Here is a 12451-nt window from a genome sequence, read left to right as displayed (position 1 = left end):
GGGATTGGTTTCATTCCGCACGGCATGCTGTTTGGGTGGAGCGCGAGAATCCGCGAACACGGAGAACGCGGATTCTCGCGCCACCCGGGGCGGCGAGGCCGTCCCGGCCGATCAGAGGTGTCAGCGCTCGCAGCCGGTGACGGTGTCGACCGGGCTGGTGTAGCAGAGGTCGCCGACAGCGGTGTTCGCGCCGCCGTCGACCTTGTCGCCGTCGGAGGTGTGCGGCGCGGCGTCCGCGTACCGGCTGTAGAGGGTGTCGTCGCCGTCGCCGCCGTTGAGAACGTTCGCCCCGTAGCTGCCGTGGAGAACGTCGTTGCCGCCGAGGCCGGAGAAGACGTCGTCGCCCTCGCCGCCGACGAGCTTGTTCGGGCCCGCGTTGCCGGTGAAGTAGTTGTCGCCGTCGCCGCCGGTCAGGTTCTCCACGTCGGCGCCGACCGTGTCGCCCTCGCCGGGTGCGCCGTCGTCACCCTTCGAGCCGTCCAGGTCGACGACCGCCTTGGCGCGGTAGTAGTCGGCGGTGTCGACACCGGCGCCGCCGTAGATCGTGTCCGCGGCGACCTCACTGGTGGTGTCCTCGGCGTTGACGTCACCCTCGAGGCGGTCGCTGCCGGCGCCCCCGGAGAGGTGGTCCTTGCCGTAACCGCCCTCGAGCGCGTCGTTGCCGCCCTCGCCGTAGAGCTTGTCGTTGCCGCGGTCACCGACGTAGGTGCTGTCGCCGTACACGAGGTCGTTGCCGCTGCCGGCGTAGAGCGTGTCGTTGCCGCCGTTGCCGTACAGCGTGTCGTTGCCGGCCTGGCCGTAGACCTTGTCGTTGCCGGCGCCGCCGAACAGGACGTCGTTGCCGGTGCCGCCGTAGAGGCTGTCGGCCTTCGACCCGCCGGCCAGCCGGTCGTTGCCGGCGCCACCGTCGATCCCGGACGGGATGGAGGTCTTGTTGGTGACCGTGTCGTTCTTGTTGCCGGCGTAGACGACGACCTTGGTCGGGTTCTTCGTGAGCTTGCAGCGGACCTTGGTCTTGTCGCCCTTGACGGCCTTGCAGCCCTTGCCGGCCTTGATCTTGACCTTGTCGTCGATGGTGACGGTCCGGCCGGACCGGGTGATGACGACGGTGTTGGTCTTGCCGGCGCCGGCGACGTACTTGACCTGGGTGGTCTTGGAGACCGAGGCCACGCCGGTGGAGGCGGCCTGGGCCGGCGAGGCGAGAGCGCCCGCGCCGATCGTGGCGAGCAGGATGATCCCGATGCGGGCGGCGTGCAGTGATCGCGCCATGAAACTCCCCCGTGAGTTACGTGTCGGTGAAGTTAAAAGCATAGATGATCATGCTGCGCAAGGGAGGGGGCGCTTTCGGCCAGCCCTGCCCACCCATTCGGTCAACGCTATCGAGAGAAGTCACTGCGGGAAGGTGTCCTCCAGGGGCTCAGCCCTCCGCGGTCCGGTAGCGCGGGAACCTCCGAGCGGTGATCACCGCGAAGTCGTCGGGGGTCTTCGCGAAGCGTGCCGCGAACGCCTGCCGCAGCGTCGCGTCGTCCGGCGCCAGCTCGTAGTATTCGTCGTCGACGCGCCGCTCGGCGTCCTCGCCCTCGGTCGCCGACGGCAGCTCCCTGATCACCGCGGCGAGGCCGTCCAGGCCCAGGTAGCGGCACGCCTCGGCGGCGGCCGACAATTCGGCCGGTTCGCAGCAGGTCGCCGCGTGGGCGGGCCCGCAATTGCGGACGATGCCGTCGACGAGCAGCAGCGCCCGGAGGTGCCGGTCGCCGTCGCCGTCGCCCAGGTCGGCGCCGGCCCGGCTCCAGATCACCTCGGCCGCATCCTTGTTCACAGCGAGGGTTTCCGTCATGCGGTCATGATGCCCCGAAAGGCCCGGCTCCGACGGGTGATCTCGTCAATAAGCTGATTCACAGGTTGCCGTTTGAGCAGGGGTTTTCACCCTGTCCGGTATTGATCGCGGAAAACCCCGTTGAACCGCGGAAGCGTCACGGCCCGTATGAGCCCCCGACCGGGGTGACATCGACGTCCACGACGAGGAGTGTTCATGAGGTCGCGTTCGTACCGACGCAACGACGGCAACCGGCGGAAGACCATCGGAGCTGTCGTCGTCGCAGGAGTGCTGGTCGCCACCGGGGTGACCGGAGTACAGCTGGCCTCGGCCGGTACCGATACGAAGGCCGCCGATCTGGTGAGTGTGGACGGCCAGCAATTCGACGTCTCGCAGTGTACGGAACTGCAGGTCAACGCCGGTGCAGTGGTCTGTGACGGCGAGGAGCTGGCACCGGTCGAGCAACAGGCGCCGGGTGATGCCGCAGCCGCTTCGGCGGTGGCCCTGGAGACGGCCTGCGACACCTTCGCCGCCGACGTGGCAGCAGCCGAAGCCGGAGCTGGCGCCGAGGAGGAAGCGGGCGCCGGAGAGGAAGCGGGCGCCGAGGGTGAAGCCGGTGCCGAAGGCGAGGCGGGTGCCGAAGGCGAGGCGGGCGCCGCTGAGGAGGCGATCCCTGCCGATGAGGCCGGTGCCGCTGCCGAGGCCGGCGCCGGCGACAAGGCTGCTGCTCCCGGGTCCAAGGCTGCGAAGGCCGCGTACAAGGCGCAAGCCAAGAAATACGCCAAGATCCTGAAGAAGGCCGCGGCCAAGGAGAAGGCGGCCGAGAAGGGCAAGGGCGCCGGCGCCGGAAAGGGCGCTGCTGAGGAAGGCGCGGCTGAGGAAGGCGCTGCTGAAGAGGGTGCCGCCGAGGAAGGCGCAGCTGAGGAAGGCGCTGCCGGTGAGGACGCCGGTGCTGTCGACGCCGAAGCCGCCGCCGCTGCCGTGGCATCCGCCCAGAAGACCCTGCTCCAGTCCTGCCTCGCGCTCGCCGACGCCAAGGCGGTAGCCGCCGGTGCCGGTGCCGCCGACGAGGGCGCAGCGGGCGAGGAAGGCGCGGCTGAAGAAGGTGCGGCCGAGGAAGGTGCCGCTGAGGAAGGCGCGGCCGACGAAGGCGCGGCTCAGGATGAAGAAGCCGCTCAGGAAGAAAGCGCCACCAAGTAGCAGGACGAGGTGAGGGCGGGGGACCGCATCGCTCCCGCCCTGCCTACCCCTCGTCATCCAGGAACGCCTCGACCACCCGCCGGAACTCGACCGGCCGCGTCTCATGCACCAGATGACCGGATTCGATCGTCACGAGACGCGCATCGGGGATCACCGCAGCCAGTTCGGCCACCTGTTCCTGCGGCACCGGACTGGCCGCGCCGCCCGCCACTATCAGGGTCCGAGCACCGATTCCCGCAGCGACCGACCGCCAGAAAGCCGTGTCCGGTGAATCGATCTGCGCTCGGACCTGCTCCACCATCCGCCAGTCGAACGGCAGCTCACCCGCGGGCCGCGATGGCATGGACGGCGTCCGAGGATGCAGGATCCCGATGTCCTCCACCACGAGCCGCCTGATCAGTTCCGGTCGGGACGACGCCACGAGGCAGGCGACCAGGCCACCCAGCGAATGGCCCACCAGGTCCACGGCTCCAAGATCCAAGTCTTCGAGCATCCCGGCGACATCGTCCGCGAACCGCGGCAACTCGTACGAGCCGGGCCAGAAGCTGTCCCCGTGTCCCCGCAGGTCCACCGCCACGACAGTGCGGCCGGCAGGGATGACCTGGTCCCAGTCGGCCGCGGTCTTGCCGGTAGCCGGAAGCAGCACCGCGGGCGGGCGGTCGTTCGAAGCGTCCCGCCGCACCCGCAGTGCCAGATTCTGTTCGGTCATAGGCTCCGATGATGTCCGGATCGAGGCCGGCTCACCACCGCGTCTGCCAGAGGCAGAAGGTCAGCCGCCGAGCGAGGCGGCCGCCGACCGGATCGCCGACGAGAAGTAGCTGACCTGCGTGTAGACGCCGGGCTTGTTCGGGCGGGCACACCCGTCGCCCCAGCTGACGATGCCCACCTGGATCCAGGCGTTGGAGGCGTCGCGGCGGAACATCGGTCCGCCGGAGTCACCCTGACAGGTGTCCACACCACCGGAGGTGTAGCCGGCACAGATCTCCTCGGCAGCGATCACTTCCCCGCCGTACATGGAACTGGAATTGCACGTCGTGTCACTGACGAACGGAACCGTGGCCTTGAGCAGGTAACGCTGCTGCGACCCGCCCTCACTCGCGGCGCCCCAGCCGGAGATGGTGAAGGTGCCCGAGTCGTAGGCGGTGGACGTCGCGATCGGCAGGGTGGCGAGGGTGGTGACCGGGGTGGCGAGCCGGATGAACGCCCAGTCGTCGCCGTTGCCGTTGTAGCCGGGCGCCCGGTAGACGTAGTTCGACCGTACCGTGATCCGGCTGCTGGACTGCAGGTCAACGGTGCCGAGGGTGGCGGTGATCGACGTGTTGGTGCCGGTCCGGCTCACGCAATGCGCGGCGGTCAGCACCAGGTTCTTGCTGTAGAGGGCGCCGCCGCAGCCCATCGACAGCCGCACCATGAACGGGAATTCGCCCTGGGCGGCGCGGGTGCCGCCGACGACGTACGGGCTGACGTCGTCAGCGACCGCGGCCGAGGGTGCGGCCAGCACGCCCATGGTGGCAGCGGTGAACGCCGCCGCCGCGGTCGCCAGAAGGGTTCGCCATCTGCGCATGTGGGGGTCCTCCTCAGTAGGGGCGGACGCCGGTGGGCGACGCCGCTGAGGCCCACTCTTCCATTTACATCTGCAAATGTTTAAATATCAGGTCGCTCATATCGCGGACCGTCGGTTTGGGTAGGCTCGGCCGCTGTGAGCACCGCATACTCCCCGGTTCCGGAGCTGAACCAGCTGCACGCCTTCCAGGAGCGCTACGGCTACGAGTCGTACTCGGAGTGCTTCGGCCTGGACGACTGGAACGACACCTCGGGCCTGGAAGCCGGCTGGTCGAAGGACCCCGGTTTCCTGTCCGGCCTGATCCCGTTCGCCCGCGCCACCGGCGGCGGATCGTTCTACGCCCTGTGGAAGCGCGACACCAGCCTTGATCTCAGCGACGCCCCGGTCATCGTCTTCGGCGACGAGGGCGGCGAGCACGTGATCGCCCGCAACGTGCGTGAGCTGTTCCAGCTGCTCGCCTTCGACAGCGAGCCGATGGTCGGCCACGACGAGGTCGTCTTCTACCGCGGCGACGAGGACGAGCACGCCGACTACCACGACGAGTTCGTGGCCTGGCTCGACGAGCAGTTCGGCCTGCAGCCCGCCGACGACCCGGCCGAGGTGATCGCCACGGCTCAGGACGAGGTCGGCGGCGCCTTCGCCACCTGGAAGAGGCAGTACCTGGACTGGTAGTCAGACCGCCGGGTCGGCCAGGATCCGCTCCAAGGTCCGGCGGCCGATCCCGGACATCACCGGGTTGGTGTGGCGGTAGTGCCACACCAGGCCCATCGACTGCTCGAACGCCCACGCCTGGCCGCGCGCCCACTCGCCGTCGTCGCAGGCCAGGCCGGTTCGCAGCACCTCGCGCGGTCCATGATCCAGCAGGTGCCAAGCGCTGAGCAGGTCGAGCGCCGGATCCGCCGGGCCGAAGCCGCCGACGTCGAGGACACCGGTGAGGCGGCCTTCGGCCACCAGGAGATTGCCCGGCATCAGATCACGGTGGGTCATCACGTCGGGGTCACTGCCGCGGGGCAACTCGCGCATCGATTTCCAGAGAGAGCGCAGTTTCTGTACGGGTAAGAGCCGCTCACTGTTGGTCAAGCAGAGGTCGACCCACTGATCGTGATCGGACAGAACACCGCCGCGTCCCCGCCCGTGGAAGGTCTCGCCGTCCGTGGGCACCGCGCGCATCGCCGTGATCAGGTCGACCAGGTCGGCGGCGAATCCGTGCGAGCCGGCAGGGTCCTCGTCGGTCGCCACCGTGCCTTCCAGCCAGGTCTGCACCGTCCAGGGCGACGGGAAGCCGGTACTCACCTCGCCGAAGGCCACCGGGACGGGCGTGCGGAATCGTGTCCGACCGTGGAGGCGCTTCCCTGCGTACACCTCTCTCCGAAGCTCCTGCCGGATCTCCTGGATCTCGGCAGGCGCCGGGTTTTCGCTGGTCAGGAATGGGAAGCGGGCGGTGAGGCCGTCGCCGATGCGGAAGATGGCGTTGACGGTCCCGTGTGAGCGGACCTCACGGATCTCGAGATCCGCCCACTCGGGGAACTGCTCCGGCACCAGCTTGCGCACCGTGGCGACGTCGATCCTCATCCGTCCATTGTCAGCAGTACGTCGACTGCTTTCCGATCACCTTGTACGGGCAGTCGGCGGCCTCGGCGAGCATCAGCGCTGCCGTCCGGTTGCGGGCCGTTTCGGTCGGGATGACGCTGGCCGGCGGGTAGAAGCCGCCGCCGCCCGAGCTGCCCGGGTAGAGCTCGAACGTGTACGCGAAGATCTTGTGAACGCCCCACAGCCAGTCGAGCGAGTCACCGTCGGTGATGTAGAGGTCGCTGGACTGCTGCGGTGTGTAGCCGTTCGTCGCGGCCATCTGCCGGCCGAGCGTGGCGAACGTGTTGGCCTGGTCGGCGTTCATGCCGGTGGCGGTGTTCGCGGTGGTGTGGCCGTAGGGCCAGAGCACCAGCTTCGAGTACGAGTGGAAGTCGATCACGGCCTTGACCTGCTGGACGCCGCCGATCACCCGGCTGTTGTAGAAGTCGCGGATCACCCGGGTCTCCGGCGCGGAGAACGCCGACGGGCCGCGGTAGGTCGCCGACGAGGTGGTGCCGGACGAGCCGCCGCAGCAACCCCAGTTGTAGGAGTAGTTGCGGTTGAGGTCGGTGCCGACGTAGCTGGAACCGCTGTTGGGCTGCCGGTTCTTGCGCCACGAGCGGTAGCTGCCGGTGGCGACGTCGTACTCGGCGCCGTCCGGGTTCACCGACGGGATGATCCAGATCTCGCGGCTGTCCACGATCGTCTTGATCCGGCTGTCCGAGGCGTACCCGGTGGTGAACTGTGCCAGCAGGTACAGCGCCTGCTCGACGGTGAGGTGCTCACGGGCGTGGTGGTTGGCCTGGTAGACGACCTCGGGCTCGGACTCGTCGGTGCCGACGTTGTCGGAGATCTTCACGGCGACGATGTCGCGGCCCTCGTAGCTCTTGCCGAGCACCCGCTTGCTGACGATCGACGGGTAGCTGCTGGCCGCGGCGTTCACCTTGGCGACCATCTCGGAGTAGTTGTGGTAGGCGGCGTCAGCCGACGGGAAGTCGAGGGTGGAGACCTCTCCCGTCTCGGCGGCGGCCTTCTCGACCTGGTATCCGAGCTTGCGCAGCTTGCTGACCTCGGCGCCGGTCGCGGTGACGGCTGCGACACCGTGCTCGATGTCCTCGATGGCCGCCCCGGACCGGGCGATCTGGTTGCGCTGCGCCTCGGTGCGCACGTCGTAGATCTCATATTCCGCGGCGGGGTCGGGGGCCGGCCCCGCCCCGGCAGGGGCGGACGCGGTGAACGCCGCAGTCGCGCAGAGCGTGACAGCGGCGAAGGCCGCGAGGGAACGTCGTCTCATGAACGACCTCCGGGATCAGGGGGAATGGTGATCCCACCCCACCACCGCGTATAGACGCAAGGCAATGCATCCGGGCATGCCAATACGATCCCTATCGCGGAGTGATGCTTGACCCTCACACCGTGTGAGCTGCTGAAGTCGGAGACATCATGTTCACCATCGGAGACTTCGCCCGTACCGGGCGCGTGTCGGTCCGCATGCTGCGTCACTACGACGAGCTCGGCCTGCTGCGCCCTGCCCACGTCGACCCGTCGAGTGGCTATCGCTTCTACACGGCTTCGCAGTTGTCGCGCCTGAACCGGATCGTGGCTCTCAAGGATCTCGGATTCACGCTGCGGCAGGTCCAGTCGATCATCGACGAGTCGGTTTCGCCGGCCGAGCTCCGCGGCATGCTGCGGTTGCGTCAGGTGGAGCTGTCCGTGGCGATCGCTGCTGCTGAGGGGCGGTTGGTGCAGGTCGAGGCGCGTCTCCAGGCTTTGGAGAGGGAGGGCAGAATGCCTGCCGACGATGTTGTGGTGAAGCGACTCCCGGCCGTCCGGGTAGCTGAGTTGGTAGCCGTGGCGGACAGCTATGAGCCGTCGGACATCGGGCCGGTGATCGGACCGCTGTATGACGACTTGATGCCGCTGCTCGCTCGGCTGGGAATCAAGCCGACCGGTCCCGGTGTCGCCTACTACGAGGATGCCGACGACGGCCGGATCGTGGTGCACGCCGGCATCGAGGTGGCGGTCGCCTCAGCCGATGATCCCCGGCTGCGGATCGTCGACCTTCCGGCCGTCGAGAAGGCCGCGACCATCGTCCACCGCGGCTCGATGGACAGGGTTGTCCCGACCGGCCAGGCGCTGTCGCGGTGGATCGACGAGACGGGCCACCGGGCGGCGGGCTATGCCCGAGAGGTGAGCCTGGAGTGCCCGGAGAACCGCGACGAATGGGTCACCGAACTCCAGACGCCGCTGATGTAGATTCCGGTTGCGCAGTGGTGGCCGTCGATGATCGGGGGGACGGTGCGAAAGCAGCCACGATGGTGGCCCTGGGTGCTGCTGGCCTCGGCCGGCTGCACCTTCGTCTCCCTGCTCGGCGGCGACCCGAGCCGCCGCTTCGGTGGTCCGGTGCTCTACTACGTCGTCCTGGCTGGATCCGGCGCGATCGTCGTGCTGTCGATCGTCCTGCTGCTCCTGCGCGATCGGCGTTGAAGAGTCGGGCGCAGACCGGCTCGCCTCACGTACGCGTAATCCATTGTCGCGCCGACCTTGCGGTCCGTGTAACACGTCATTTTGTTGCGGAACCGGCGCAGCATATTGACCGGCTTCTGTTAATGTTCTTAACGTTTTACGCGCCCCAGCACATCCCCCAAGTGAAGGGTCGCGTTCCCCATGAACATCAGACGATCGGTCACGGCCGCGCTCGCGGTCCTCCTGGCCGGCACCGGACTCGCGGTCGCCGGCCAAGCCACCGCCGCACAGGCGGCGGTGGTCCCCAACGGTTTCAAGAGTGTCGGCTACATGCCGTCCTGGGCCGGCAGCGTCACCGCCATCCAGTACTCCAAGCTCACCCACATCAACTACTCGTTCGCCCTGCCCAACGCGAACGGCACTCTCCAGCCCATCGAGAACACCGCGAAACTGCAGCAGCTCGTCAGCCTCGGCCACCAGAACAACACCAAGGTCTCGCTGGCGATCGGCGGCTGGAACGACGGCAACGATTCGGCGTTCGAATCCCTCGCAGCGAACGCCGGCACCCGCACCACGTTCGTCAACACGGTCATGGGTGTGGTCCGTCAGTACGGGCTCGACGGTGTCGACATCGACTGGGAGTACCCGGATCCCGGCACATCCGGCAACAACTACACGGCGCTGATGGGCCAGCTCAGCACGGCTCTGCACAACGAGGGCAAGCTGCTCACCGCCGCGGTCGTCAGTGAGGGCGGCACCGCGAACGGCGTGCAGCCGGCGGTGTTCGGCTATGTGGACTGGCTCAACATCATGGCGTACGACGGTGGAAGCCCGCACGCCAACTACGACTGGTCGATCAACGCGGCCAACTTCTGGAAGGGCCGCGGGCTGCCGAAGGCCAAGACCGTCCTGGGTGTGCCGTTCTACAGCCGGCCCGGCTATCTCACTTATGCGCAGCTGGTCGCCCAGGATCCGGCGAACGCGAACCGGGACTGCACCCCGTCCGGCGAGTGCTACAACGGGCTGCCGACGATCCGCCGCAAGACCCAGTGGGCTCTCGCGAACGCCGGCGGCATCATGAACTGGGAACTCTCGCAGGACGCGACCGGTGCGAACTCGCTGGTCAGCGCCATCTATGAAACGGTGATGGGCGGCACCACTGCACCGGCCGGGCGGACCGGCCGCATCACCGGGATCGGCGGCAAGTGCGTCGACGTGGCAGCCGCGAGCAGCGCCAACGGCACCGCGGTCCAGCTCTACGACTGCAACGGTACGAACGCGCAGACCTGGACGGTCGGCACCGACGGCACGATCCGCGCCCTGGGCAAGTGCCTCGACGTGAACGCGGCCGGCACAGCGAACGGTTCCCTGGTCCAGATTTACGATTGCAACGGTACGGGTGCCCAGCAGTGGCAATCGGCATCCGACGGGACAGTGCGGAACCCGTCGAGCGGCAGGTGTCTGGACGCCCAGAACAACAGTTCAGCGAACGGCACCCGGCTGCAGATCTGGGACTGCTTCGCCGGAGCGAACCAGCGCTGGACCCTGCCCTGATCCCACCCGCGTGAGCCCGGGACCACGGGGGCCCGGGCTCACATCTCGATGACCAGCTTGCCGACGACGTGCTCATGAGCGAGATCGTGGAGGGCCTGCGGTCCGTCGTCCAACGTGTACGTGCGGGCGATCGTCGGCCGCAGAGCGGTGATGTCGGCGGCGCCACCCAGAGCGCCTTCGGTGTCCAGGATCAGGCGGAACTCGACATCGTCGCGGTCGATGAACTCGGGGCGGGGCATCGGAAACGTGATCGTGAAGAGCCGGCCGCCGAGCCGCAGCGCCCGGGCCGCGTCCGTGAGCTGGTCCGACGGCAGGGCCAGATTCAGGACGGTGTCGACGCCTGCAGGATAGTGGCCGTACTCGATCACCTGGCCGGCGCCGAGCTCGCGCAGCTGCGGTTCATCGTCCGGGTGTCCGGTGGCGATCACGTGGGCTGCTCGCAACAGCGGCAGCAGTGTCGTGCCGACGCCGCCAGTGGCCCCGATGACCAGCACTCTCTCGCCGGCCCGGATGGCGGCAGTTTCCACGATCGCGCGGGCGGTGATGCCGGCGGTGCCCAGGGCTGCGGCCTCGACCGGGCTGAGATCGGCCGGCCGGTGTGCGATGAACGGGGTGTCCGCCTCCACGACCACGAATTCGGCCAGCGTGCCGGTGCCGAGCGACGGTTTGCCCTTGCCGACGACGGCGCGCAGGGCGCGGGGCACAGCGTGGCCGAAAACCTCGTCGCCGACCTTGTAGCCGGCGACATCGCCGCCGAGGTTGCCGGTGACACCGTCGCCGAGATGGCCGGTGACATCGCCGCCAAGGCCGCCGGTGACATCGTCGCCGAGACCGCCGGTGGCGTGGCTGCCGATCGCGGTGACCGTTCCGGCGAAGTCGTTGCCTGGCACGTGCGGAAAGGTCAGCTCGGCGATGCCACCCTTCGCGACGGCCAGATCGACCGGGTTGAGAGCAGCGGCCCTGACCTTCACCAGCATCTGACCCGGCCCCGGCTGCGGCACCGGGATGTCGGCGAGGGCGAATTGATGCCCGTAGTCCGATATGACAACAGCCTTCATGATCGCTCCCTCGCTCATAACCGGACCGTGCGGTCAGGTTAAGAGGAAGCGGACCGGGCGGTCAACTTATAATCGCCGTCATGCGCGCTGATGCCGCCCGGAACCGGGCCCTGCTGCTGACTGCTGCCGAGGAGGCGTTCGCCGAGCACGGCATGGACGCCTCGGTCGCCGACATCGCGGCGCGGGCGGGCATCGGCAAGGGGACCGTCTTCCGCCACTTCCCGACGAAGGACGACCTGCTCGCGGCGGTGATGCTGGACCGCATCGACGCGCTGACGACGGCCGGCACGAAGTTGCTCGACGCCGCAGATCCGGGTGCGGCACTGCTGGAGTTCCTGACCCTGGCAGCCGACCGGCAGCAGAAGAACGACCTGACCGTGCTCCAAGAGGCGCACGCCGTCAACGAGCGGCTCACCGAGGCGCGAACCGCGATGTTCACCTTGATCGACACCCTGGTCACCCGGGCCCGTGACGCTGGCGCCATCCGCGCGGACATCACCGGGACCGACGTGGTGCTCCTCATGTGCGCACCGGGCCACGTGGCCGGTTTCGCCCCGCACGGCGGCCCCGACCTGTGGCGTCGCTATCTGGCGATCATCTTCGACGGCCTACGCCCGGCGGGCGCGACCCCGCTGCCGATCCCGCCGCCGCGGATGGGCTGAGCTCAGGCCGCGCCGACCCGGTTCTCGACCGCCGTGACCGTGTTCGCCAGGGCCTTGCCGAGGAAACTGCGGCCGGCGAAGCGGAACAGGAACCCCAGCGTGCGCCCCTTGAAGTTCTTGCCGTCGCGGATCACCACCACGTCGATGTCGGTGGTGCCGTCGGTGAGCGGCATCAGCGTGTACGTGTGACCCGACTCCCCGCCCCACACATTGGAATCGGTCGTCTTCATGGTCACCCGCCGCACATCCGACCAGTCGTAACTGAGCCGCTCCCAGACCCCGCCCGACCCCTCGGTCACATCGGCGTAGGTGGCGCCCCGCGCGTGCACCCGCAGATCGGCGTCCGCACTGTTGCCGAAGATCTTCTCGCGTCCGGGCCCGAAGTCGGTGATCGCCGCGACGAACTGCTCCGGGCTGACGGTGGTGTGCTGGTGAAGGCGAATCGTGGACATCTGCCTGGCTCCCTCGTTCTCGGTTGCCATCAGCCTGCCCGCCCGGATGCCCGGGCCGAGCCAGGGACGAACCCTGGTCGAGCCCCGGGCCCCCGTGGATCTGCCGGTCG

Annotated in this window: 13 protein-coding genes and 1 pseudogene; 6 read left to right on the top strand and 8 right to left on the bottom strand. The window is 68.3% G+C overall.

What is annotated here, in order from left to right:
• Positions 1 to 120: 120 nt before the first annotated feature.
• Positions 121 to 1269, bottom strand: a complete 1149-nt coding sequence (locus EP757_RS00300) for a calcium-binding protein (RefSeq protein WP_127542210.1) — start codon at positions 1267 to 1269, stop codon at positions 121 to 123.
• A gap of 148 nt (positions 1270 to 1417) precedes the next feature.
• Positions 1418 to 1837 carry a hypothetical protein gene (locus EP757_RS00295; RefSeq protein WP_127542209.1) on the bottom strand — a complete coding sequence of 140 codons (420 nt, stop codon included), beginning with the start codon at positions 1835 to 1837 and terminating at the stop codon, positions 1418 to 1420.
• Positions 1838 to 2032: 195 nt separating this feature from the next.
• On the opposite strand from EP757_RS00295, the gene EP757_RS00290 reads away from it, so the two are divergent.
• Entirely contained in the window at positions 2033 to 3016 is a 984-nt protein-coding gene (locus EP757_RS00290; RefSeq protein WP_232050298.1) for a hypothetical protein, read from the top strand.
• A gap of 43 nt (positions 3017 to 3059) precedes the next feature.
• On the opposite strand, the gene EP757_RS00285 is transcribed toward EP757_RS00290, so the two are convergent.
• Both EP757_RS00285 and EP757_RS00280 read right to left on the bottom strand, forming a co-directional pair.
• A complete protein-coding gene (locus tag EP757_RS00285) occupies positions 3060 to 3725 on the bottom strand; it encodes an alpha/beta fold hydrolase (RefSeq protein WP_127542207.1) in 666 nt (221 codons plus the stop codon).
• Between the two features lie 60 nt (positions 3726 to 3785).
• Positions 3786 to 4580: a trypsin-like serine protease gene (locus EP757_RS00280; RefSeq protein ID WP_127542206.1), complete on the bottom strand. Its 795-nt coding sequence runs from the start codon at positions 4578 to 4580 to the stop codon at positions 3786 to 3788.
• A gap of 135 nt (positions 4581 to 4715) precedes the next feature.
• Here EP757_RS00280 and EP757_RS00275 point away from each other — a divergent pair, with 135 nt between their 5' ends.
• On the top strand, positions 4716 to 5252 hold the full coding sequence (locus EP757_RS00275; protein ID WP_127542205.1) for a hypothetical protein: 537 nt from the start codon (positions 4716 to 4718) through the stop codon (positions 5250 to 5252).
• On the opposite strand, the gene EP757_RS00270 is transcribed toward EP757_RS00275, so the two are convergent.
• Positions 5253 to 6152 carry an aminoglycoside phosphotransferase family protein gene (locus tag EP757_RS00270; protein ID WP_127542204.1) on the bottom strand — a complete coding sequence of 300 codons (900 nt, stop codon included), beginning with the start codon at positions 6150 to 6152 and terminating at the stop codon, positions 5253 to 5255.
• Positions 6153 to 6165: 13 nt separating this feature from the next.
• A pseudogene (locus tag EP757_RS00265) lies at positions 6166 to 7443 on the bottom strand (M14 family metallopeptidase); the annotation flags it as partial.
• 149 nt (positions 7444 to 7592) lie between these two features.
• On the opposite strand from EP757_RS00265, the gene EP757_RS00260 reads away from it, so the two are divergent.
• The 3 genes from EP757_RS00260 (at position 7593) to EP757_RS00250 (ending at position 10169) form a co-directional block, all read left to right on the top strand.
• Positions 7593 to 8405 carry a MerR family transcriptional regulator gene (locus tag EP757_RS00260; RefSeq protein WP_127542202.1) on the top strand — a complete coding sequence of 271 codons (813 nt, stop codon included), beginning with the start codon at positions 7593 to 7595 and terminating at the stop codon, positions 8403 to 8405.
• A gap of 42 nt (positions 8406 to 8447) precedes the next feature.
• Complete coding sequence (locus EP757_RS00255; protein WP_127542201.1) at positions 8448 to 8636, top strand: hypothetical protein; 189 nt, start codon at positions 8448 to 8450, stop codon at positions 8634 to 8636.
• Between the two features lie 180 nt (positions 8637 to 8816).
• Complete coding sequence (locus EP757_RS00250; RefSeq protein WP_127542200.1) at positions 8817 to 10169, top strand: glycosyl hydrolase family 18 protein; 1353 nt, start codon at positions 8817 to 8819, stop codon at positions 10167 to 10169.
• Between the two features lie 38 nt (positions 10170 to 10207).
• On the opposite strand, the gene EP757_RS00245 is transcribed toward EP757_RS00250, so the two are convergent.
• On the bottom strand, positions 10208 to 11227 hold the full coding sequence (locus tag EP757_RS00245; protein ID WP_127542199.1) for an NADP-dependent oxidoreductase: 1020 nt from the start codon (positions 11225 to 11227) through the stop codon (positions 10208 to 10210).
• An 80-nt stretch (positions 11228 to 11307) separates the two neighbouring features.
• Between EP757_RS00245 and EP757_RS00240 the strand changes: the two genes are divergently transcribed.
• A complete protein-coding gene (locus EP757_RS00240) occupies positions 11308 to 11889 on the top strand; it encodes a TetR/AcrR family transcriptional regulator (protein WP_127542198.1) in 582 nt (193 codons plus the stop codon).
• Between the two features lie 2 nt (positions 11890 to 11891).
• On the opposite strand, the gene EP757_RS00235 is transcribed toward EP757_RS00240, so the two are convergent.
• A complete protein-coding gene (locus EP757_RS00235) occupies positions 11892 to 12341 on the bottom strand; it encodes a hypothetical protein (RefSeq protein WP_127542197.1) in 450 nt (149 codons plus the stop codon).
• Between the last annotated feature and the right edge of the window lie 110 nt (positions 12342 to 12451).

This window comes from Actinoplanes sp. OR16 (assembly GCF_004001265.1).
Taxonomy (GTDB): Bacteria; Actinomycetota; Actinomycetes; order Mycobacteriales; family Micromonosporaceae; genus Actinoplanes.
Note: the sequence above shows the minus strand (reverse complement) of the source record. Positions and strands in the feature narration are given on the sequence as shown.